This window comes from Nocardia sp. NPDC050406 (assembly GCF_044459025.1).
Classification (GTDB): Bacteria; Actinomycetota; Actinomycetes; order Mycobacteriales; family Mycobacteriaceae; genus Nocardia.
The window spans coordinates 2337159-2358331 of sequence record NZ_JBITIM010000001.1; the positions used below are offsets into that span (position 1 = coordinate 2337159).

At 68.2% G+C, this 21173-nt stretch carries 21 protein-coding genes; 7 read left to right on the forward strand and 14 right to left on the reverse strand.

Going from position 1 to position 21173, the window contains the following annotated elements; genetic code table 11:
* Positions 1-76 precede the first annotated feature (76 nt).
* Positions 77-655 (reverse strand): TetR/AcrR family transcriptional regulator, encoded by a 579-nt coding sequence (locus tag ACIBH2_RS11145; RefSeq protein WP_397115846.1) that lies wholly within the window; start codon positions 653-655, stop codon positions 77-79.
* Positions 656-793: 138 nt separating this feature from the next.
* On the opposite strand from ACIBH2_RS11145, the gene ACIBH2_RS11150 reads away from it, so the two are divergent.
* Positions 794-2521, forward strand: a complete 1728-nt coding sequence (locus ACIBH2_RS11150) for a nitroreductase family deazaflavin-dependent oxidoreductase (RefSeq protein ID WP_397115848.1) — start codon at positions 794-796, stop codon at positions 2519-2521.
* Positions 2522-2575: 54 nt separating this feature from the next.
* On the opposite strand, the gene ACIBH2_RS11155 is transcribed toward ACIBH2_RS11150, so the two are convergent.
* The 7 genes from ACIBH2_RS11155 to ACIBH2_RS11185 form a co-directional block, all read right to left on the reverse strand.
* Positions 2576-3607, reverse strand: a complete 1032-nt coding sequence (locus ACIBH2_RS11155) for a zinc-binding dehydrogenase (RefSeq protein WP_397115850.1) — start codon at positions 3605-3607, stop codon at positions 2576-2578.
* Between the two features lie 2 nt (positions 3608-3609).
* Positions 3610-4821 (reverse strand): LLM class flavin-dependent oxidoreductase, encoded by a 1212-nt coding sequence (locus ACIBH2_RS11160; RefSeq protein ID WP_397115852.1) that lies wholly within the window; start codon positions 4819-4821, stop codon positions 3610-3612.
* Between the two features lie 49 nt (positions 4822-4870).
* Positions 4871-5749 (reverse strand): VOC family protein, encoded by an 879-nt coding sequence (locus ACIBH2_RS11165; protein WP_397115854.1) that lies wholly within the window; start codon positions 5747-5749, stop codon positions 4871-4873.
* Positions 5750-5767: 18 nt separating this feature from the next.
* Positions 5768-6850, reverse strand: a complete 1083-nt coding sequence (locus tag ACIBH2_RS11170) for a 2Fe-2S iron-sulfur cluster-binding protein (protein ID WP_397115856.1) — start codon at positions 6848-6850, stop codon at positions 5768-5770.
* A 94-nt stretch (positions 6851-6944) separates the two neighbouring features.
* Complete coding sequence (locus ACIBH2_RS11175; protein WP_397115858.1) at positions 6945-7190, reverse strand: hypothetical protein; 246 nt, start codon at positions 7188-7190, stop codon at positions 6945-6947.
* An 11-nt stretch (positions 7191-7201) separates the two neighbouring features.
* Positions 7202-8341 carry a Rieske 2Fe-2S domain-containing protein gene (locus tag ACIBH2_RS11180; RefSeq protein WP_397115860.1) on the reverse strand — a complete coding sequence of 380 codons (1140 nt, stop codon included), beginning with the start codon at positions 8339-8341 and terminating at the stop codon, positions 7202-7204.
* Between the two features lie 111 nt (positions 8342-8452).
* The gene (locus ACIBH2_RS11185; protein ID WP_397115862.1) at positions 8453-8956 is read right to left on the reverse strand and encodes a flavin reductase family protein; all 504 of its coding nucleotides are present in this window, start codon (positions 8954-8956) and stop codon (positions 8453-8455) included.
* 232 nt (positions 8957-9188) lie between these two features.
* Here ACIBH2_RS11185 and ACIBH2_RS11190 point away from each other — a divergent pair, with 232 nt between their 5' ends.
* The 4 genes from ACIBH2_RS11190 to ACIBH2_RS11205 all read left to right on the forward strand — a co-directional run bounded on the left by ACIBH2_RS11190 (position 9189) and on the right by ACIBH2_RS11205 (position 13891).
* Positions 9189-10016 carry an IclR family transcriptional regulator gene (locus tag ACIBH2_RS11190; RefSeq protein WP_397115864.1) on the forward strand — a complete coding sequence of 276 codons (828 nt, stop codon included), beginning with the start codon at positions 9189-9191 and terminating at the stop codon, positions 10014-10016.
* 24 nt (positions 10017-10040) lie between these two features.
* On the forward strand, positions 10041-10703 hold the full coding sequence (locus tag ACIBH2_RS11195) for a PadR family transcriptional regulator (RefSeq protein WP_397115866.1): 663 nt from the start codon (positions 10041-10043) through the stop codon (positions 10701-10703).
* Positions 10704-10783: 80 nt separating this feature from the next.
* Positions 10784-12502: an MFS transporter gene (locus ACIBH2_RS11200; protein ID WP_397115868.1), complete on the forward strand. Its 1719-nt coding sequence runs from the start codon at positions 10784-10786 to the stop codon at positions 12500-12502.
* A 159-nt stretch (positions 12503-12661) separates the two neighbouring features.
* Positions 12662-13891: a bifunctional 3,4-dihydroxy-2-butanone-4-phosphate synthase/GTP cyclohydrolase II gene (locus ACIBH2_RS11205; RefSeq protein ID WP_397115870.1), complete on the forward strand. Its 1230-nt coding sequence runs from the start codon at positions 12662-12664 to the stop codon at positions 13889-13891.
* Here the strand turns inward: ACIBH2_RS11205 and ACIBH2_RS11210 are convergent.
* Positions 13882-14478, reverse strand: a complete 597-nt coding sequence (locus tag ACIBH2_RS11210; protein WP_397115872.1) for a TetR/AcrR family transcriptional regulator — start codon at positions 14476-14478, stop codon at positions 13882-13884. The genes ACIBH2_RS11205 and ACIBH2_RS11210 overlap by 10 nt on opposite strands.
* Positions 14479-14531: 53 nt before the next feature.
* Between ACIBH2_RS11210 and ACIBH2_RS11215 the strand changes: the two genes are divergently transcribed.
* The gene (locus ACIBH2_RS11215; protein ID WP_397115874.1) at positions 14532-15374 is read left to right on the forward strand and encodes an alpha/beta fold hydrolase; all 843 of its coding nucleotides are present in this window, start codon (positions 14532-14534) and stop codon (positions 15372-15374) included.
* Here the strand turns inward: ACIBH2_RS11215 and ACIBH2_RS11220 are convergent.
* Positions 15352-15717 (reverse strand): hypothetical protein, encoded by a 366-nt coding sequence (locus ACIBH2_RS11220; RefSeq protein ID WP_397116975.1) that lies wholly within the window; start codon positions 15715-15717, stop codon positions 15352-15354. The two genes, ACIBH2_RS11215 and ACIBH2_RS11220, sit on opposite strands and share 23 nt — an antisense overlap.
* A gap of 67 nt (positions 15718-15784) precedes the next feature.
* Complete coding sequence (locus tag ACIBH2_RS11225) at positions 15785-16060, reverse strand: TetR family transcriptional regulator (RefSeq protein WP_397115876.1); 276 nt, start codon at positions 16058-16060, stop codon at positions 15785-15787.
* 209 nt (positions 16061-16269) lie between these two features.
* Between ACIBH2_RS11225 and ACIBH2_RS11230 the strand changes: the two genes are divergently transcribed.
* Positions 16270-18576, forward strand: a complete 2307-nt coding sequence (locus tag ACIBH2_RS11230) for a LuxR C-terminal-related transcriptional regulator (RefSeq protein WP_397115878.1) — start codon at positions 16270-16272, stop codon at positions 18574-18576.
* A 3-nt stretch (positions 18577-18579) separates the two neighbouring features.
* Here the strand turns inward: ACIBH2_RS11230 and ACIBH2_RS11235 are convergent, their stop codons facing one another.
* From ACIBH2_RS11235 to hsaA, 3 genes are read right to left on the reverse strand one after another with little or no spacing between them, the layout of a single operon-like run.
* Positions 18580-19101, reverse strand: coding sequence for a DinB family protein (locus tag ACIBH2_RS11235; RefSeq protein ID WP_397115880.1), 522 nt, complete (start codon positions 19099-19101; stop codon positions 18580-18582).
* Positions 19102-19131: 30 nt separating this feature from the next.
* Positions 19132-19986, reverse strand: coding sequence for an alpha/beta fold hydrolase (locus ACIBH2_RS11240; protein WP_397115882.1), 855 nt, complete (start codon positions 19984-19986; stop codon positions 19132-19134).
* The gene (gene hsaA / locus ACIBH2_RS11245; protein WP_397115884.1) at positions 19987-21147 is read right to left on the reverse strand and encodes a 3-hydroxy-9,10-secoandrosta-1,3,5(10)-triene-9,17-dione monooxygenase oxygenase subunit; all 1161 of its coding nucleotides are present in this window, start codon (positions 21145-21147) and stop codon (positions 19987-19989) included. It lies immediately after the preceding gene.
* Between the last annotated feature and the right edge of the window lie 26 nt (positions 21148-21173).

A 21173-nucleotide genomic window follows, 5' to 3' on the forward strand; every position in this document is an offset into this window, starting at 1 on the left:
TAGCAGCACCGCAGCGAATCCTCGACCGTCCCGCCGAATTCGCAATTTCCGTGCACCGCACGGTGTTCCGCCGATATCAGCTGGTGACGGCGGACTTTCCGGTGTACTGGGACACCAATTCGGCCAGCTGTTCTCCGGTGCGCTCCAACGGCCCGGTGGACCGGGTGGCCAGCGACATGACGACCGCGCCCTCGACGGCGGCGACGATCGTGGTGGCCAGCGAACGGGCGGTTTCGGGCGCGACGTCCTCGGCCAGCAGGCGGGTGGCGAGAATGTCCTCCCACTCGGTGAAGGTCTCCCCCGCCACATCGGCGGCCTCCGGGGATTCGGCGCGGCCGAGCGCGGCCGCGACGATCGGGCAGCCCGCGGAGTAGTCGCTGGCGACCATGGCCTCGCGCCACATGGCCGGGTAGGCGGCGATGCAGGAGGCCAGATCGGCACCGGCGGTGAGCGTGCGAATGAGGGCGCTGGAGGCCTCCCCCGCCGCGCGGGTGGCCTCGGCGACGAGTTCGGATTTGCCGCCCGGGAAGTTCAGGTAGACCGAGCGGCGCGAGATGCCGCTGTGGTCGAGCAATTGCGCGATACCCGTGCCCGCGATGCCATAGCGACGCATGAGGTCGATGGCGCTGTCGATGAGCTTGTCCTTGGCTCCCATGAGCGCACCCCCTTGTTCTCGGCGTCGGCCGGGCCAGTCTACGGGTTGTCCTATACCAATCGGTGTACTACCGTCACACTACACCGATCGGTCTACTCCGGACCGCGAACACCGACCGAGGAAACGGGGGCCCCAGCGATGACGACCCTGCACGATCCCCTGCCGTTGGCCTGCGGCCAGGCACTGCCCAATCGAATCATGAAATCCGCCCTGAGTGAGGGCCTCGGCACCCCCGAACGCGCACCGGACGAGCGCCTGGAGCGGCTCTACCGCCGCTGGGGCGCGGGCGGGTTCGGGCTCGTGGTCACCGGCAATGTGATGGTCGACAGCCGCCACCTCGGCGAGCCGGGCAATGTGGCCATCGAGGACGAGCGGCACCTCGACGCGCTGACGAAGTGGGCGAAGGCGGCCAAGGACGGCGGCACGCCGGTCTGGGTGCAGATCAACCATCCCGGCCGTCAGGCCAATCCGCTCGCGACGCGGAACCGGCCGGTCGCGCCCTCGGCCATTGCGCTGACCATCCCCGGCCTGCCCGCGCCGCGCGCGCTGACCGAGGAGGAGATCCTCGACATCATCGCGCGCTTCGGCACGACCGCGCGGGTGGCCGAGGCCGCCGGATTCGACGGCGTGCAGATCCACGGCGCGCACGGTTACCTGGTCTCGCAGTTCCTCTCGCCGCTGTCGAACCAGCGCACCGACGCCTGGGGTGGCGACGCCGAGCGCCGCTCGCGATTCGTCATCGAGGTCGTGAGATCCATTCGGGCGCAGGTGAGTCCCGGCTTCGCCCTGGGCATCAAGTTGAACTCCGCCGATTTCCAGCGCGGCGGGTTCACCGAAGAGGAGTCGCAGGCGGTGGTCGCCCGGCTCGCCGCCGAGGCCGTGGACCTCATCGAGATCAGCGGCGGCAGTTACGAATCCCCCGCCATGATGGGCCGCCCGCGCACGGTCGGCGCGAGCACGAAGGCGCGCGAGGCGTACTTCCTGGATTACGCGGAGACCGTGCGCCGTATCGCCGGTACCACGCCGATCGCGGTGACGGGTGGTTTCCGATCGCGGGCGGCCATGTCCGAGGCCGTCGACTCCGGCACCTGCGATGTGGTGGGCCTGGGCCGTCCCGCGGCCGTATTCCCCACGGCCGCCGGGGATCTGCTCACCGGCCGCACCGAGGCGCTGCGCCCGCCGCACATCACCCTGGGACTGCCGCCGCGTTTGGCCGCCAATGGGAACCTCAAAGCTTTCGACGGCGCACTCGATTTGCAGTGGCACACCGATCAATTGCATTTGATCGGGGCGGGCGCGGACCCGGATCCGCGGCGCTCGCCGTGGCGTACCGCCGTGAACATGATCCGTCACCACGGGGTGGAGTCGTTTCGCCCCAAGCGATCCCCCGCGTCCCGTAGCGAGGCCGACAAGTTGGCGCGCAAGTTCCGTCGTGAGCGCGCGGTGGGCCGCTATGTCATGAATCCCACGGTCCGTGCCCTGGATCGGATCGGCGTGCGCACCGCGCTCGCCGCCGAGATCGAGACCATCGGCCGCAAATCCGGTGCGCCGCGCCGGGTTCCGGTGTCGGTGCTCTTCGACGACGAGGGCGCGTGGATGATCTGCCAGCACGGGCTGCGCTCGGGCTGGGGTCGCAATATCAGCGCCAATCCGAATATCCGCGTGCGCCAGGGCGACCGGTGGCGCACCGGCGTCGCCGAACTGCTGCCCGACGACGATGTGGTGGCCCGCGCGCGCACCTTCGCCCCGCATCCGGCGCTGGCGCCACTGGCCCGCACCATGTTCGCCGCACTGGAGACCACTCCCGTTACCGTGCGCGTCACCTTCACCGATCAGGATGTAGCTGTCCGAACCACATCCCGGTGAACACCGCGACGGCGGTCGTTCGATACCAGTGCATCGAACGACCGCCGTCGTGTCTCACAGGTCGGGGCGCACCAGAATCTGGATGTGATCGTCCGGATCGCGCAGCGATTCGATGGCTCCCGCCACCCCGTCCAGGCCGACCTCGTCGGTGATGAGCGAGGCCGCGTCGACCGTGCCGTCGGCAATGCGGTGCAGCGTCTTGGCGTACTCCTCGTGCGGGTAGACCATGCACATCTGCAACGAGATGTCCTTGTAGATACCGACTATGGGCCGAATGACGTCATCGGTCATGACCGCGCCGATCTGCAGGATCTTGGTTTCGCGCGGGCATTTGTACATGAGGTCGTTGAGCAGTCCGGGCACCGAGGCGCACACCCACATGTGCAATTGCTGGCCGGGCGAGGACATCTCCCGCCACACCTCGAGCGGCTCCTCGGCCGAGGGGTCCACCACCCGGTGCGCGCCCAGCCGCAGCGCGGCCTCCCGGCGCAGCTTGGACGGGTCCGAGGCGACGATCGGCGCGACTCCGCGTTCGACCAGCGCCGCCACCGCGCCCAAACCGACGGGGCCGCAACCGATCACGACACCCGTACCCTCCGGGCCGATGCCGGTGCGGGCCACATTGCCGAAGCCCACCGCGAGCGGTTCGGTCATGGCGGCGACATGCGGCGGCACATGATCGGGAATGGGTTCCAGGGCCATGGCCTGCAACACCATGCGCTCGCCGTAGCCGCCCGGGAAGTCGTTGGAGTAGCCGACACCGTGGATGCCACCGGCGGTGTCGAGGGCCCAGGGCAGCGCGACCACGTTCTGCCCCTCGACGAACGGGGTGTCGGGCCCCGCGCCGATCACGCGGGCCGCGAGTTCGTGGCCCATCACCAGGTCGCGGTGCGGATCGAACAGGAAGGTCGGCACCCCACTGTCGCGTGAGGCCTGAAGGAACTCGTCGGTGTAGTCGAGGGCCTGCTTGTCCGAACCGCACACGCCGCAGGCGATGGTCTCCACCAGCACCTGCCCCGGCCCGGGTACGGGCTCGGGCACCTCGTCGACGACGAGCTTCCGATTGCGCATGACTACCGCGCGCATGATCAGCTCCCTTCCGTACCGGGCTGCATGGCGGCGGCCAGGGCCTGCCCGTGCCGTTCGAAGGCCGCCTCCACCCCGGCGCGCATACCGGACATGAGCCGTTCGCTGTTGGCATTGGCCCAGTCCAGCGAGGCCACCCGATTGCGATTGGCCCGGGTGAAGTGCGGAATGACGTGTTCGGCGAAGAGCCGCGCCGAGCGCTGGGTGGCGTCCCAGTCGGCGACATTGAGTCCGAGCACGAGGAAGGTCCCGAAGCCGCCGGACTGTTCGGTGAGCGCCTCGATGGCGGCGATGGCGTCGTCGGGGGTGCCGATGGTGGCGCGGCCGAAGGCGGGAAAGCCCGGGCCGGTCCACTGTTCGACGGCCTCGGCGGCGGTATCGCCCCACGGTACCGACATGCCGCTGAGCCGTTTGATGTAGTCCACGAGATGCCCTACGCCCCATTCGGCTTCGCGCCGCGCCTGCTCACGGGTCTCCGCGATGTGCATGGGCGCGACCAGCCGCCAGGTGGCGCGGTCCACCCGGTGGCCGTTGTCGGCCATGGTCTGCTCGTAGACCTTCCAGTTGGGCAGCAGCGCCTCGTAGCCGCTGGGATCGGAGGCGGCCAGGGAGAGCAGGCCCGCGCCGTGGCGTCCGGCGAGCACCGCGCCGGAGGGCGAGATCGTGGACGCCACAGCCATTTCCAGGCCGTTCTGCTGGTACGGCAGCAGTTGCAGACGCGCTTCGTCGAGTTCGAACCAATCCGATTTGGCGGTCACCACGTCACCGCGGAACAACTGCACGAGTACGTCCATGGACTCGTGCATCATGTCGCGCTGGCGAGGCTGCGGTACACCCATCATCGATGCGTCGGAGGCCAATTGCCCCGGGCCGATGCCCATCATCAGGCGGCCCTTGGTGAGATGGTCGACCAGGCACAGCCGATCGGCCAGCATCATGGGCTGGTGGTAGGGCAGCGAGTTCACGCCGGTGCCGAGCCGAATGTGGGTGGTGCGCTGGGCGGCGGCGGCCAGGAACACCTCGGGGGCGGCGATGATCTCCATACCGGCCGAATGATGTTCTCCCACCCAGGCTTCGGCGTAGCCGAGTCGGTCGGCCAGTTCCACCAGTTCCAGGTCACGCTGGATCTGCAGGGTCGGGTTGCCGTTCAACGGGTGATACGGCGCTATGAAGAAGCCGAACCGGGTGGGTCCGGACGCGGTGGGCTGATTCAATTTTCGACGCTCCTTTGCGCGTATGCAGTTGTGGGTGCGGCTCAGCGGCTCAGCCGCGGGCCCATTCGTGGCCCCAGTAGCTGTCGGCGGTCATCTCTTCCGCGACGTAGTCGGGGCCGACGAGCATGCCCTCGCAACCGAATTCGAGATCCCAGCCGCCCGGCGTACGGACGTAGAAGCTGATCATCTTGTCGTTGGTGTGGCGGCCGAGGGTGGAGGACAGGTGGTATCCGGCCTTGGTGACGCGGTCCAGCGCGCGGCCGACATCGTCGAGGGCCTCGACCTCGACCATGACGTGCACGATGCCCGGGCCGTCGGGGCGGCTGCCCGGAATGAGGGCGAGGCTGTGGTGGCGGGCGTTCACGCCCATGAAGCGGATCCAGATGGGATGCTCCGGCGGGCCCACCCGGAACGAGCCGCGGGAGGCGAAATCCAGGACCTCCGTGTAGAACCGGCGCGCCGCCTCGATATCGGGCACCGGCAGCACCACGTGTCCGAGGCCGAGATCGCCGTTGACGAACCGCGCACCGTACTTGGTGAGCACGGGGCTGTGGTCGAGCAGCGGGCCGTGGAACACCTCGATGGTGAAACCGGCCGGGTCGGTGAAGCTGATCGCCTCCTCGACGTGCCGGTTGGCGGCCTCGGCGAGCGACAGCGCCGTCACCGCGACACCGGCCTTCTCCAGGGTTTCGCGCACCAGCCCCAGCGACCTGCCGTCGGCGACCTGCCAGCCGACCGCGAGCACCGCGTCCCGGTCACCGGGTACCAGTTCGAAGCGGTAGGTGTGCTCGTCGGTGCGCAGGTAGATCGATTCCGGGTTCGGTCCGGAGCCCTCGGCGAAACCGATGGTGTCGAAGGCGAATTCGCGCCAGGCGTTCGCATCGGCGATCTGGGCTCGGACGTAGCCGAGTGAGCTGAAGGCGGGCATGGTTACTCCTCGCGGATATCAGGAATAGGTGACGGAGACGTCGTCGGTGACCGGAACGGCCTGGCAGGCGAGGACATAGCCGTCGGCCAGATCCTCGTCCTCAAGAACTTCGTTGCGCCGCATGGACACTTCGCCGGAGACCACGCGGCACACGCAGGCGCTGCACGCGCCCTCCTTGCACGAGTACGGCGCGTCGAGTCCCTTGGCCAGCAGCACATCGAGGAGGGTCTGCTGGCGCGGCCAGGTGATGTCGTGCTCGGTGCCGTCGAGTTCGACGTGCGCGGTGGCATTGTCACCGGCCGCTGCGGCGGCCTCGAGGTCGAGGGGCTGTTCGGTGTCCTCGAACGGATTCCCGGCCAGGGAGACGAATTTCTCCATGTGCACCCGGCCGCGCTCCGCGCCGAGCGCGGACATGGCCGCGCCCACCGCGTCCATGAACGGGCCGGGACCGCAGACGAAGACCTCCCGGCCCGCCCACGGATGTGCCACCGCGGCAAGCTGTTCCACGGTCGGCAGGCCCTGCACGGATTCGAGCCAGTGCCATACAACCAGCCGATCCGGATGCGCGGCGGCGAGTTCGGCGAGTTCGCTGGCGAAGATCACCGATTCGGCGTCGCGATTGGCGTAGAACAGCGTGATCCGGCCGGTGCCCTCGGCCAGCACGGCTTTCAGGATGGACAGCACGGGAGTGATGCCGCTGCCCGCGCCGAACAGCAACAGGTCGGTGTCGAGCGAGCTCGGGGTGAACAGCCCGGCGGGCGGCAGCACCTCCAGGGCCATGCCCTCGGCGGCGTTGTCGCACAACCAGTTCGAGCCGTAGCCCTCGGGGGTGCGCTTCACGGTCACCTTGAGCGGCCCGCCCTCGTGCGGTGCGCTGGACAGCGAATAGCAGCGACTCACCGAACCGGTCAGGTCGCTGGGAATGCGCAGGGTCAGGAACTGCCCGGGCTGGTAGCCGAATCGTTCGGCGTGCGCGGCGTCGGGCGCGAGCTCGAGCGATACCGCGTCGTGCGTCTCGCGCACCACACGCACCACGCGCACGCTGGCGATCTCACTCGCTCGCGCCGCCGTCCGCGGCTCGAGCTCCGTCACCGTTGCCATCCGTTTCCTCAGTTCCGTTCCCGTGCTGTCTATTTCGAGTCGCGTAAACGCGGAATTGGTCGCTGGCGCGCCGCGGCGGCGCGGGCGCGCCCGGCTAGGCCAGCGTGCGACCGCGCGTGCGGACATCCACCTCGCGCGTGCTCACATCCAGTTCGCCCGCCTCGACCGCGGCGTCGATACTGGCCCGCAGGGCGTGGCAGGTGTGCGAGCGCGACCCCCGCCCCGCCAGTTCGTGGCAGGCGGCCATGGCCGCGATATTCCACTGCACGCTGGTGTGCTGCGGGCTGAACTTCTCCGCCAGCACGCACGTCCCGCAGGACCGGCACGAAACCTGTTCCATGGCAATCGCTCTCAGAATGGCGCGGTCGCGCCCTTGGCCAGATTCTCGGCGACCTCGGCCTCCCAGGCGGTGACCGCGCGGGTGGTGTCCACCTCGAATTCGAAGCGGGCGGTCATCTCCTCGGTCACGTCCGCGGCGTCGGTGTAGAACTGCTCGTACCACCGGCGCAGCTGGTAGACCGGCCCGTCCTCCTCGCACAGCAGCGGATTGTTGATGCGCGACTTGCGCTTCCAGATGTTCGCGTCCTGTTCGAAGCCCTTGCCCAGGCCATTGGCGAACTTGTTGGCGATGTCGACCGCCTGCTCCGCGGGCACCCCGGTGGGCTTCTTGACGATCGCGCCGTACATGAGCATGAAGCGGTTCTCGGAGATCGGGTAGTGGCAGTTGATGAGGTAGCCCTCGACCGTCAGCCCGGCGCTCTCGCTGCGCAGGTAGTCGATCATGTAGGACGGTCCGTAGTAGGACGCCTCCGAGTGCAGAACGTTCTTGCCGCCCAAGGCTTTCGCGGTCTCGCCCATCATGTCCTCGCGCGAGATGGAGGTCATGTACTGGCTGGCTGTGTGGCCCTCGAAGACGTTCTTGAAGAAGGTCGGGAAGCCGTAGTGCACGTAGAAGAAGTGCGCCATGTCGACGACATTGTCGATGACCTCGCGGCAGTTGGCATCCACGATCATGGAGTTCCAGGTCCAGTCGGTCCACTCGTCGCTGAACGCGCCCTCGATACGCGGAATCGCCAGTTCTGCGGGCGGCCGCTTGTTCTCCGGGTCGTTCCAGACGAACAGCTGCCGGTTCTCCTCCATGGTCGGCCACGCCTTGGTGCGCGCCAGCGGCGGCACCCGCCGCGCGTAGGGAATGCCGGTGCACTTGCCCTTGCCGTTCCAGCGCCAGTCGTGGAACGGGCAGGCCAGGGAGTCACCCTTGACGGTGCCGTCGGCGAGATTGCCGCCCATGTGCGGGCAGTAGGCGTTGAGCACATTGAGCGTGCCGTCGGCGGCGGCGAACACCACCAGTTCGGTGCCGAAAGCCGTGACGGTGTGCGGCTTTCCATCGCGGAAGGAGTCGGCGAGACCGAGGCAGTGCCAGCCGCGCGCGAACCGCGTGGGCGGCGCGCCCGCGTCGATCACTCGCACCTCACTGTCCATGGTGGTCATGTGAATTCCTCTCGGAGAAGCGTTGTTGTCGATGGTTGCGGCCGGTGTGAGGGCGGCGACAGCCGAGTCCCACTGGCCGGGAGGTAGCTACTGGTGTGCGAGACGGCGGCGCTACCGCTCGGCCAGCCGCCCGAAGCCCGCGCGGTAGAACAGCAGCGGCGTCGCCTCGGAGTGTTCGTTCAGGCCGGTCACCCGGGCGATGACAATGGTGTGGTCGCCGCCGTCGACCTCGTCGTGCAGCTCGCAGTCGATGGTGGCGAGCGCGCCGGTGAGCAGCGGTGAGCCATTGTCCGACGGCGTCCAGTCGACCCCCGCGAACTTGTCCGCGCCGGGTCGGCCGAGCTGGCGGCAGAGCTCGTCCTGATGGTCGGCCAGGATGTTCACGCAGAAGCGCCCCGCCCGCCGAATGCGCGGCCAGGTCGTGGACGTGCGCGCGGGGAAGAAGCTCACCAGCGGCGGCTCGAGCGACAGGGACGCGAAGGACTGGCACGCGAAGCCGACGGGCTCCCCGTCGTCAAGAGCGGTAATCACCGTCACCCCGGAGCAGAAGCGTCCCAGTACGGCTTTGAAGGCCGCCGCGTCGATCGCACGAGCCTCGTCGAGAGCCGGTTCCACGGCACCTCCTATTTCGATCCGAAATATCGCTGCTAGTCATAACAGCAGGTGGGGCGCGGGAAGCGTCAAGATCCGGGTTCGGTCAGCGAGACACGAATCCGTGGAACATACGTAGTTCTCCCGATTTCTCCGTATGTGCGCCAGGGCACTGTGATGGGTAGCACACGGTCCGAAACAGGCACATGCCTAATCGGCATAGTCCTAGACTGGACCCGAACCAACGGAGGTACCCATGTCCGTCGCCCTGCTCTCCCCGGCGGAGTCTCGAAACCCCATGCGCGCCAAGGATTCCCGCAACACCACCGGCGACGTCCCGGTTTCGATGATCGAGCGCATGACGCTCATCCTGGACGCCTTCGACGCCTCCACCCCGACCCTCACCCTGCTCGGCCTGGTGGAGCGCACCGGACTGCCGCGCTCGACGGTCCACCGCATTCTCGACCAGATGATCAAACTGCGCTGGCTGGCGCACACCTCCGGCGGCTACCGACTCGGTATGCGCGCCCTGGAACTGGGCGGACTCACCGCCGACCACAACGAGATTCGCGATGCCGTCAGCCCGCTGCTGCACGAACTGAGCCAGCGCACCGGCATGGTCGGCCACCTCGCGGTGCTCGACGGCCGCGATGTGGTGTACCTGGACAAGGCCGGTGGCCGGTTCGCCGCCAGCCTGCCCACCCGCCTGGGCGGCCGAATGCCCGCGCACGCAACGGGTGTCGGCAAGGCCATGCTCGCCTGTCTGGAGCCCAATATCGCCGAGGCGGCGGTGCGGGCGCGGCTGCCGCGGCTGACCCCGCGCACCATTTGCGACGCGGAGGCGCTCAGCCGCGAACTCCAGCAGATTCGGCTGCGCCAGGGCGTCGCCATCGACCGCGAGGAGGCCGTCGTCGGAATCGCCTGCGTGGCAGCGCCATTGCGCGGACGCGGCACCGCTCCGGCCGCCATCTCGCTGTCGGGCCGCGCCGATGCCATGAGCTTCGACCGCCTCGCGCGGGTGGTGCTCGAGGTGGCGCACGAGGCCGGTCGCACCCTGTTCCCGCGCCGCGCCCACTGGCGCTGACGCGAGCCGGGGTAGATTTCAGTGATGACCGATGGCGCTTCCGCGCGGGCCGGGCAACCGGAGGCCGCGCCCGCCGACGGGGACCGCCCCGAACTGCCGACCACCGCCTGGGCCGTCCTCGGAATGCTGTCGCACGCCGATGAATTGTCCGGCTACGACCTGAAGAAATGGGCGGACTGGAGTCTCCAGTTCTTCTATTGGAGCCCGTCTTTCAGTCAGATCTACGCCGAACTCAAACGCCTCGAGAAACACGGCTACGCGGTCTCGCGCACCGTTGTCTCCGAGGACGGTATGCGCGGAAAGCGCATGTACGCCATTACCGAATCCGGTCGCAAGGCCGCATCCCACTGGGTGAACAATTCACCGGTGGAACCGCCCGTGCTGAAACACAGTGTGATGCTGCGGGCCTGGCTCGGCCACCTGGCGGAGCCCGACCGGATGCGCGAAATCCTCACCCAGCACATCGATTACGCGGAGACCATGCGGCGGCGCGCCCAGGCCGACGCCGACGGCGCGGAAGTCAATCCGGATTGGGCCTATCCCAGCGCCGTATTGCGCTGGTGCGTACGCCATTACGAGGCGGAGCGGGAATTCGCTCAGGATCTGCTCGCGGACCTCGACAAATTGGCGCGAAAGCGTAGCCGCCGAAAAGGTGCCGGGAAGCAGAATTCCAGCAATTCCCACTGACCGGACTCGGTTATTCTCGGCGGTCTCGGGATATGACACGGTTCACGCCATCGTGTAACTACCCCTTTGGAGGACGCGTTATGTCCACCTCCGTCGAACCCACGGCGTCTCCCGACGTCGGCGATGAGGACACCGGCCGTCTCGACGGCGCATCGAAGTTCCGCATTTTCTCCGTCCTCGCGGTGATCGTCTTGTTCACCGAGGTCGCGCCCATGCAGTACGTCATGGTGTCGGCGGCGCTGCGGCAGATCGCGCCCACCTTCCCGACCCAGGGCGCGAACCTCAACTGGGCCATCATCATCTTCGGCGTCATCGGCGCCGCCAGTTCGCCGCTCATCGGCAAACTCAGCGATATCTACGGCAAGAAGCGGATGTTCCTGGTCTGCGGCGTGCTGTTCATGATCGGCTGCGTCATCTGCGCGGTCACCAGCGATTGGCTGCTGTTCCTGGTCGGTCGCGGCCTACAGGCCACCGCCATCGCGACCGCGGTGATCTCCTACGGTCTCATTCGCGATCTCATGCCGCGCCATCTGGTTCCGGTCGGCATCGGCGTGGCCGCCACCGGCCTGGGCGTCTCGGCGCTGGCCGGTCCGCTGCTCGGCGGCTGGATCGTGGAGCACAACAGCTGGCGGGCCATCTTCTGGTTCCTGTTCGTCTTCACCGTGGTCATGATTCCGCTGGTGATCGTCGTGGTGCCGGAGTCGAAACTGCGTGTGCCGCAACGCCTCGACGTGATCGGGGCAGTACTGCTGGGCGCGGGCGCGGTGCTGACCCTGGTGTACCTGGACAACGGCCAGAACTGGGGGTGGACCGAACCGACCTCGCTGGCCTACCTCATCGGCGGTCTGGCCCTGCTGGCGCTGTTCCCCGTGGTGGAGCTGCGGGTCAAGCAGCCGATCATGGATATGAAGCTGCTGTTCACCCCTCGGGTGAGCGTGGTGCTGTTCATCGCGCTGTTGGCCTCGTTCATGATCGGCTACCAGTCCTACGCCGTCGGGTACATGACGCAGTCGCCGCCGGAGGCGACGGTGGTGAGCGAAATCGAAACGGCCACCTGGGATCAGGTGAAGGCCGGAGCCATGCAGCAAGCCCAGGCCCAGGCGGAGGCCGCCGCCAAGGCGCAGCTGCCGCCGGGTGTCGAACTGCCGCCCGGGTCGGTCGTGGTGCCCGAGGAGGCGGTGTTGTCGCAGCTGCCGCCGAATATGGTCGGCGTGCAGATGAATCCGGGCTACAGCTACGGTGACGGCTTCAGCCTGCTGAAGTTTGCGACCCATATCGCGCTCGCCCAGGCGGTCATCGCCATGATCTTCGGCCTCGTCGCCGGATTGTGGATTCGCCGCTCCGGCGCGCGAGCCCCGCTCATTCTGGCGCTGGTCATCTTCGTCGGCGCGGCCGTGGCCTATGCGGCGCTCGGGCACGGCTGGGTGACGCTCACCCTGATCAGCGCGGTCTTCGGTGTCGCGTTCGGCATCTACTACGCGGCCACACCGAATCTCATCGTCGAGGCGGTGCCCGCCGAACAGCAGGGTGTCAGCGCGGGCATGCTGGGCGTCATGCAGGCCATGGGTGTGGCCATCGGTTTGGCGGTGGCGACCGCCTTCCTGCACGCCAATCCGGTGCGGGCGGATGTGACGGTGACCGGCACGCCCACGGTCACCCAGGACATTCCGCTGCTGTTCGCCGACCGCGGGTACGAGATCACCTTCTGGTTCATCGCGGGCACTTCGCTCATCGCACTGCTCGGCGCGATCTGGATGAAGCACGGCCGCACCCCCGCCACCGGCGGCACGGCCTACTGAAAGGCCCGCAACCGACAGACCCACAACTGAACAACAACCGAATAGTCGACGGCCCGGAGGCACCCTCTCCTCCGGGTCGTGGCGCGTCCGGTGAGCGGGACCTGACCTCGCTGTTCTCCGACGAACATATTTCTATTTGAAATAAGGAGGTGGTCGACGATGACCGGTGAACTCGACTCGATCGCGGACGCGGTGGCCGCGATCGCGCGCGGCGGCATGGTGCTCGTGGTGGACGACGAGAACCGCGAGAACGAGGGCGATCTCGTGCTCGCCGCCGAGAAGGCGACCCCGGCGAATATCGGCTTCCTGGTGCGCCACACCAGCGGCGTGGTGTGCGTGCCGATGGCGGGCGAGGATCTGGACCGACTGCTGCTGCCGCCCATGACGGCGGTGAACCAGGACCCCAAGGGCACGGCGTACACGGTGTCGGTGGACGCGGTATCCGGTGTGAGCACCGGGATCTCGGCCGCCGACCGGGCGCACACCATGCGGCTGCTGGCCGATCCGCGCACCACCGCCGAGGAGCTGTCGCGGCCGGGGCACGTCTTCCCGCTGCGCGCGAATCCCCGTGGGGTACTGGGCCGTCCGGGCCACACCGAGGCCGCGGTGGACCTGGTGCGGTTGGCCGGGCTGCGCCCCGCCGGGGTCATCGCCGAGGTGGTCAACGACGACGGGTCCATGGCCCGGCTGCCGGAACTGCTGGCGCTGGCGCGCGAGTTCGACCTGCCGATCATTTCGATCGCCGATCTCATCGAGTATCGAAAAGGCCTGGAGCACGGTATTTCTCGCGTGGTCGAGACGCGGTTGCCGACGCCCGCCGGGAACTTCCAGGTGATCGGATACGCCGACGAGCACTCCGGGGCCGAGCATCTCGCGCTCGTCTACGGCGAGCCGTCCGGCGACGACGTCCTCGTTCGGGTGCACTCGGAGTGCCTGACCGGCGATGCCTTCGGGTCGCTGCGCTGCGATTGCGGCGAGCAGCTCGAGTCCGCGCTGGAGGCGGTGGCCGAGGCGGGGCGCGGCGTGGTGGTCTATCTGCGCGGGCAGGAGGGACGCGGGATCGGACTGCTGAACAAGTTGCGCGCCTACGAATTACAGGACGACGGTGCCGATACCGTGGACGCCAACCTCCAGCTCGGCCTGCCCATCGACGCCCGCGACTACGGTGCGGCGGCGCGCATGCTCGCCGATCTCGGGGTGCGCTCGGTGCGGCTGCTCAGCAACAACCCCGCCAAACAATCCGGCTTGGAGGCGTACGGCATCGCGGTCGTGGGCCGAATCCCCTTGCAGACCAAGCCGACCGAACACAATGTGCACTACCTGCGCACCAAGCGTGACCGTATGCGCCATCAGCTCACCGAGGTCGATACCGCCGTCGGCTACCGCTGAGCGGTGGCCAGCACCGCCTCGATCCGCGCGGCCATGGCGCGTCCGGCGGCGTGCAGCGGTTCCGCCGACCGGAGTGTGCGGCTCAGGACGAACGCGCCCTCCAGGGCGGACAGTACCGCGAGAATCAGCTCGCGGGCAGCCGCCGCACCCAGCCCTCGGCGCGTGAAATAGCTTGTGCCCTCGTCGATCCAGGAGCCGATGACCTCGGCGGCGACCGCGCGCAGATCCGGTTCGCTGTCGGAGATCTCCCCCGCCACCGTGCCGACCGGGCACATATTCATCCAGCCGCTCTGCTCGATGGTCTCCGCGGCCGCCTCGAACGCGGCGGGCACCGCCACGCGCAGGTCCTCGTGGGGGTCCATGAGCAGCGGCAGCAGCTGGATATATGCCGCACCCGATGTGCGCAGCGCCTCCGCCGCGATCTGCGGCTTGCCGCCCGGGAAATGGTGGTACAGCGACCCCATGGGCGCACCCGAGGCGGCGGTGATCTGTTTGACGGTGATCGCGCTGTAGCCCTGGGTGCGCATGAGCTCCGCCACCGCCGTGACAAGGCGTTCGCGGGTGGTGGTTGACATCTTCTCACTCACCCCACCAGACTAGAGAAAACGCGCTAGAGCGTTTGCTCTATGGGAGGAGTGTTATGCCCTCGGTCGATATTCCCGCAGGTCGGATCCACTATGTCGAGCGCGGTGCGGGCCCTGCGGTGGTGCTGTTGCACGGATTGTTGATGAATCACACGATCTGGGATCCGGTGCTCGACCGGTTGCCCGAGGGGTTTCGGTACGTGCTGCCGGATCTGCCGCTGGGCGCGCATTCGGAGCCCATGCGGCCCGGTGCCGATCTGAGCCTGCGCGGGTTGAACCAACTCATCGCCGATTTCCTGGCCGCGCTGGACCTGCGCGATGTGACGCTGGTGCACAACGATTGGGGCGGTGGGCTTTTCCTCACCGCGTACGGGCTGGACGAGCGCGTCGGCAGGCTCATCGTCACGCCCTGCGAGGCGTTCGACAACTTCCCGCCGGGACTGCCGGGGAAGACGGCCATTCTGGCGTCGGCGCTGCCGGGCGGAATCTGGTTGGCGCTGAAGCAGATGCGGGTGTCGTGGCTGCGCAGTTCGCCGCCCATGTTCGGCTGGATGGCCAAGCGGCCGCTCTCCGACGAAATGGTGCGCGGCTGGACCGAACCCGGGCTGCGCGATCGGCGCATTCGCCGGGATGTCCTGTCCTACAGCCGATCTCCACGCCCCAAGGCCGAACTCATCGCCAATACCGAAGCGCTGCGGCGCTTCTCCGGCGACGCGCTGATCCTGTGGTCCTCGGCGGACAAGGTGATGCCCCGCGAGCACGGGCGGCGGCTGGCCGAACTGCTACCGGGCGGACGGCTCATCGAAATCGACGATGCCTACGTGCTGTCCATGCTCGACCGGCCCGACGCCGTGGCCGAGGCCATGACGTTGTTCCTCACGGGAGCCGCTGCTCACTGAGCCACTTGCGGCCCCGGGTGGCGCTGGCGCGCGCGAGCCAGGCGTCCTGCACCACCTCCGTCAGTTCCTGCACCGACAGCTCGCCGATGCGGCTGCCGCGCAACAGGACCGAGAGATGGCCGTCGAAGTGTGGGGTGGTGAAGAACGGCGAATCCTCGTCCTGGGTCAGGGCGAGTTTGTCCGAGGCCGACGGTACCCAGAAGATGATCACGTCGTCGTAGCGTTCACCGGTCACCGGATCGACGGCGTCCTTGCTGGGCGTTCGAAAGTAGATGAAGGACTTGCCCCCGACCTGATAGATCGGATTGCCCTTCGGCCCGTGCAGCCGCGTGACATGCGGCATCGCCTGGGCGAGTTCGTGCACGTCGTCGAGGCGGGCACGGCGCTTTCTGCTCGGCACGCGACCGAGTCTAGGTGAGCCCGCGATCACCGCGCCGCAGCTCGGCGGCGAATCCCTCAGGGAAGGCCGCGGCCTCGGCGACCGCCGCCACCAGGGCGTCCAGATCAGCGAACTCCGCGTGGAACTGCGTTTCGGTCACCCCGGCCCGCCGACACAACTCCGCGACCGTGAGCCCAGCGCGCCCCTGGGAATCGATGAGTTCACGGGCGGCGGCCAACAGCGCCGTGCGCCGCTCGACCCGACGCTGTCGCGCGGAGATCCCGGGGCGTGCTCGTCCTGCGGCCACCACCCGAGACTACGCCGGGTCGCCCCGAGGCCCCGGTAATGCACACGACGCATCACCGAAACGCCGATTTCGGGCAATCGTGCGGTGCGCCCGCTGTTCAGGGGCCGACGATGTGTAAGCGGCGGCACAGCGCGCTTACCATACGGCCACGAGCTGGTTTTATGGCCGGGGCGCTGGCTCGAGGGCAGGCGATCGCTTAGGTTGGGGCCATGGCGCGGCGTGTCACCGGAAACCTTCCCGCCGAGGTCACCAGTTTCATCGGCCGCCGCGATGAGCTGGCTACCGCGAAGCGGCTGCTGCCCTCGACTCGGGTGTTGACCCTGCTCGGCCCGGGCGGCATGGGTAAGACCCGGCTGTCTCGGCAGGTCGGGCAGGTGGTGGCGCGGGCGTTTCCGGACGGCGTGTGGCTGGTGGAGCTGGCCGATGTGCAGGATCCGAATCTGGTGACGTTGAGTGTGGCCGAGGCGCTGGATCTGCGCGACGAGACCACCGCGCCGCTGCCCCGGTTGACCGAATTCCTCGCCGACAAGCGGCTTTTGATCATTCTCGACAATTGCGAGCACCTGATCGACGCGTGCGCCACGCTGGTGGGGCGGATCATCGCGACCACCCCCGATGTGCGGGTGCTGGCGACCAGCCGGGAGGTGCTGGGCATTCCGGGCGAGCAGGTGATGCCGGTGCCGCCGCTGCCGGTGCAGCAGGCCGCCGCGGGCGAGGACAGCGATGCCATGCGGCTGTTCATCGAACGCGCCACCGCCGCCAATCCCGGATTCAGCCCGACCCCGGGCAATCGCGCCACCCTCGCCGAGATCTGCCGTCGACTCGAGGGGATGCCGCTGGCGCTGGAGTTGGCCGCGCTGCGGTTGCGCATGTTCACTCCGGAACAGATCCTGGCGCGCCTGGACGACACCATGGAGCTGTTGAGCGCCGGGCCGCGGACCGCGCCGCAGCGGCAGCAGACCATCGAGGGCGCCATCCGGTGGAGCTACGACCTGTGCACCCCGGCCGAACAGCTGCTGTGGCAACAGCTTTCGGTCTTCGCGGGCGGCTTCGACATCGATGCCGCCGAGGCGGTGTGCGATCTGGGCGGGGCCTCGCTGATGGAGGCGCTGACCGGGCTGGTGGACAAATCGGTGCTGACGCCGCGCTACGACGACGAGGTGGGCCGGTACTCGATGCTGGAGCCCATCCGGCAGTTCGGGGCCGACCGGCTGGCCGAGCGCGGCGACGAGGCGGCGGCGCGGACCCGCCACCGCGAGCACTACCGCCAGCTCGCGCTGCGCGGCCAGACCGCCTACTGGACGGGCGAGGACGTGGTGTGGTTCAAGGACCTCACCCGCGAGCACGCGAATCTGCGCGCGGCCCTGCGGTCTGGGCTGCGCGACGAGCCGCTGGCCACCATGGAGACGGTGAGCGTGCTGCGCCCGTTCTGGGAGCACCACCGGTTCCTCTCGGAGGGATACCGGTGGCTCACCGAGGCTTTGGCGCTCAATCCGGAGCCGACGCGGGCACGGGTGCGGGCGCTCTCCTCGGCGGCGTCACTGGCGGCGCTGCTCTCGGATCAGGCCTCGGCCTCCCGACTGGTGGCCGAATGCCTCCAGCTGGCAACGGCTTTGGGCACCACCGACATCATGCCGGAGGTCAATCTCGACCGGTCGCTGCTGGCCTTCACCGAGGGTGACGGGGGCCGGGCGCTGGAATTGGCCCGGACCGCCATCGAATTGGCCGCCGACGGCGGTCAGCCCGCCATCGAAATGGACAGCCACGCCTTCGCTTTCATGTGCGCGGAGGTGACCAACGCACCGGGCGGCGCGGAGCTGGCGGATCGGTTCCTGAAGCTCACCGAGGACACCGGCTCGCATCTGCTGGGCGGGTTGGCGCTGTGGACGGTGGGAATCGTGCACTGGCGCAGGGGCGAACAGGACACCGCCGCCGAATTCCACGCGCGCGCCATAGAGCAGCTGGCGCTGTTCGAACGCTGTGTGTGGCTGGCTTCGGCCTTCGAGGGCTTGGCGTGGACCGAAGCCGCCCGCGGCGAGGTCGAGCGGGCCGCGCGGCTCATGGGCGCGGCGGAGAACCTCCAGCGCAGTACGGTGCGGCTGGCCGACCACATAACGAGCGTCATCGCCGACGAGGAGCGCCGTAAGGTTCGAGACACCCTCGGGGAGAAGGCTTTTCGAGAGGCGTTCGGGGCGGGTGCGAATCTGCCGCTGGACGAGGCCATCGACTACGCGCTGCGGCGCGCGCCCGAACCGCCGGTGCGGACCGCCGATATCGCGGTCGCCACTCGCCCCGCCCGGTCCTCGGCCGCGCTGGCGGCCGAGACGGATATCCTGACGCGGCGCGAGAAGGATGTGGCACGACTGGTGGCCGCCGGGCACAGCAACAAGCGCATCGCCACCGAACTGGTGATCTCGGTGCGCACCGCGGAGACCCATGTCGAGCACATTCTCACCAAGCTGGGCTTCACGTCACGCACGCAGGTGGCCGCCTGGGTGCACGAGCACGGCCTGTAGGCGTCAGTAGCCGGTGTCGCCGTCCACGCGCTCGCGCAGCAGATCGGCGTGCCCGTTGTGCCGCGAGTACTCCTCGATCATGTGCAGGTAGATCCAGCGCAGCGAGATATCGCGGCCGGTGTGCGGATGCGCGACGACATGGTCGAGCGGCAGCGCGGCAACGGCCTTGTCGCACAGGGCCGTTTCCTCGAGGTAACGGGCGTAGTCGGCCTCGGCGGCGGCCGCGTCGACATCGTCGAAATCGCCGTCCGGATTGGTCTCGCTGCAATAGGCGTAGGGCACCCGCTCCCCCGCGCCCTTCTGACGGAACCAGCCCCGCTCCACCTCGGTCATGTGCCGCAGCAGGCCAAGCAGCGACATGGACGACGGCTCGACGCTGCGGGTGGCGAGCTGAATTCCAGTGAGGCCCTGACATTTCCACAGCAGCGTGTCGCGACTGCGGTCGAGGAAGGACTGGAGCATCGCCCGCTCGTCACCGGTGAGCAGAAACGAGCGGCGATCGGTGTCGGGTGCGGTCCAAGCCATAGCCGCACCCTAATCCCGATCGCCGGTGGCTCACAGCCCGTTTTCCAGGAAGTCGATCACCGAACGCTCGAAGGCGTCCTTGCGCTCCACCTGCACCCAGTGGCCGCAGCGGGCGAAGATGCGCAGGTCCGCATTCGGCAGCTGACGCGCCGGGAACAGCGCACCCTCCACGGGGGTGACGCGGTCGTCGCGGCCCCACAGCATGAGCACCTCGTGCCGCAGACCCTTCAAGCGCGCCCACATCGGCAGTGCCTCGGCCATTTTCGGGTTGTAGAAGGTGGCGTAGGCGTCGCCGAGCGCCTTGGTCTGCTTCGGGTCCGTCGCGGCGGCGGTGCGGGTCGCGATCAGTTCCTCGGTCAACACGGCCGGATCGAAGACCATGGTCTTCAACCAGTCGACGGCCCGTTCGGCGGTGGGGTCGGCATTGAAGGCCAGCAATCGATTGATGCCCTCCGACGGCTCCGGGCCGAGAATGTTCACGCCGACGCCGCCGGGGGCCATCAGCACCAGCCGGTCCACGCGGCCGGGATGCTCCAGCGCGGTCAGCGCGGCCACCCCGCCGCCCATGGAATTGCCCAGCAGGCTTGCCTTTTCGAGACCGAGCTCGTCGAGCAGGGCGATGACGGCGTCCGAGGCGATGCGCAGGTAGTTGCGCTCGTACACCTCGGGCCGCTCGCTGCCGCCGAAGCCCGGCTGGTCCAGGACCAGGCAGCGGAAGTGCCGCGACAGCACCTCGAGATTGTTGCCGAAATTGGCCCAGCCCGAGACGCCCGGGCCGGAGCCGTGCAGCAAGACCAACGGCGTGCCCGAACCCGCCTCGTGGTAGCGCAGTTTCACGCCGTCGACGGTGATCCAGCGGCTGGTGCTCTCAGCGGTCAGGCTCATCTACAGCATCCTATCCGTGACCTCGAGGCCCATCGCGCCCTTGCCGAACATGGCCAGCGCGCGCTCCACGTCATTGATGGCGTGCACGCTGCCCGCATGGGCGTCGCGCCAATTCCGTTCGATGACATTGGGTTTGCGAATGGAGTGACCGCCGGAGTTCTTGAACAGCAGGTCGATGGCCTCCAGGGCGCGTTCGGTGCCGCGCACCTGGTCGCGGCGGGCGCGCAGGCGGGATTCGAACGGAATCGGTTCCCCTGCTTCGGCATACCGCAGCTGCTCGGTGATATTGCGCTCCATCTGCAGGATGGCGGCGTCGATCTCCGAAGCGGCACGGGCGATTCGGACGTGGGCGAAGGGGTCCTCGGAGACCTTCTGGCCGCCGTAGGACAGGCGCACCCGCTCCTGCTGGCGTTCGATATGGGCCTCGTACGCGCCCTGGGCGGCGCCGATGATCGGCGCGGTGATGGTGTTGGAGAAGACGCTGCCGAACGAGATCTTGTACAGCGGCGCGGTATTCAGCTCCTGGCCGGGTCCGATCAGATCGGCCTGATCGGTGGCGCTGTAGGTGCGGTACGTCGGGACGAAGGCCTTGTCGATGACGATGTCGTTGGAGCCGGTGCCGGACAGGCCCGACACGTTCCAGACGTCCTCGATGACGTAGTCGGTGCGCGGGACCAGGACGGTGTAGTAGTCCATCCCCTTCTCCGAGGGCACCAACGCGCCCAGGAATACCCACTGCGCGTGGTCGCAGCCGGAGGAGAAGCTCCAGCGACCCGAGATCTCGTACCCGCCCTCGACCGCCGTCAGCTTGCCGGTCGGCGCGTAGGAGGAGGAGACCAGGGTGTCGGGATCCTCGGCCCACACGTCCTGCTGGGCCTGATCGGTGAACAGGGCCAGCTGCCACGGGTGCGCGCCCAACACCGACGCCACCCAGGCACTCGACGGGCAGACGGTGCCGATGGCGCGAATGACCTCGTAGAAGGCGACCGGCGACTCCTCGGCGCCCCCGAACCGGGCGGGCTGGAGCATGCGGAACACCCCGGCCCGGGTGAGCTCCTCGATGGTGGCATCGGGAACCCGCCGCTGCTCCTCGGCCTCCACGGCCCGTTTCCGGATCGCGGGCAGCAGTTCCCGGACCCGATCGAGCACCTTGTTCGTCATTGAGCTTGTCCCTCCTGGTCCAATGG

Coding starts and splice junctions, on each gene's coding strand:
- ACIBH2_RS11145 (WP_397115846.1), bottom strand. CDS start 655: ATGGGAGCCAAGGACAAGCTCATCGACAGCGCCATCGACCTCATGCGT.
- ACIBH2_RS11150 (WP_397115848.1), top strand. CDS start 794: ATGACGACCCTGCACGATCCCCTGCCGTTGGCCTGCGGCCAGGCACTG.
- ACIBH2_RS11155 (WP_397115850.1), bottom strand. CDS start 3,607: ATGCGCGCGGTAGTCATGCGCAATCGGAAGCTCGTCGTCGACGAGGTG.
- ACIBH2_RS11165 (WP_397115854.1), bottom strand. CDS start 5,749: ATGCCCGCCTTCAGCTCACTCGGCTACGTCCGAGCCCAGATCGCCGAT.
- ACIBH2_RS11170 (WP_397115856.1), bottom strand. CDS start 6,850: ATGGCAACGGTGACGGAGCTCGAGCCGCGGACGGCGGCGCGAGCGAGT.
- ACIBH2_RS11175 (WP_397115858.1), bottom strand. CDS start 7,190: ATGGAACAGGTTTCGTGCCGGTCCTGCGGGACGTGCGTGCTGGCGGAG.
- ACIBH2_RS11180 (WP_397115860.1), bottom strand. CDS start 8,341: ATGACCACCATGGACAGTGAGGTGCGAGTGATCGACGCGGGCGCGCCG.
- ACIBH2_RS11190 (WP_397115864.1), top strand. CDS start 9,189: ATGTCCGTCGCCCTGCTCTCCCCGGCGGAGTCTCGAAACCCCATGCGC.
- ACIBH2_RS11195 (WP_397115866.1), top strand. CDS start 10,041: ATGACCGATGGCGCTTCCGCGCGGGCCGGGCAACCGGAGGCCGCGCCC.
- ACIBH2_RS11200 (WP_397115868.1), top strand. CDS start 10,784: ATGTCCACCTCCGTCGAACCCACGGCGTCTCCCGACGTCGGCGATGAG.
- ACIBH2_RS11205 (WP_397115870.1), top strand. CDS start 12,662: ATGACCGGTGAACTCGACTCGATCGCGGACGCGGTGGCCGCGATCGCG.
- ACIBH2_RS11215 (WP_397115874.1), top strand. CDS start 14,532: ATGCCCTCGGTCGATATTCCCGCAGGTCGGATCCACTATGTCGAGCGC.
- ACIBH2_RS11220 (WP_397116975.1), bottom strand. CDS start 15,717: ATGCCGCATGTCACGCGGCTGCACGGGCCGAAGGGCAATCCGATCTAT.
- ACIBH2_RS11230 (WP_397115878.1), top strand. CDS start 16,270: ATGGCGCGGCGTGTCACCGGAAACCTTCCCGCCGAGGTCACCAGTTTC.
- ACIBH2_RS11235 (WP_397115880.1), bottom strand. CDS start 19,101: ATGGCTTGGACCGCACCCGACACCGATCGCCGCTCGTTTCTGCTCACC.
- ACIBH2_RS11240 (WP_397115882.1), bottom strand. CDS start 19,986: ATGAGCCTGACCGCTGAGAGCACCAGCCGCTGGATCACCGTCGACGGC.
- hsaA (WP_397115884.1), bottom strand. CDS start 21,147: ATGACGAACAAGGTGCTCGATCGGGTCCGGGAACTGCTGCCCGCGATC.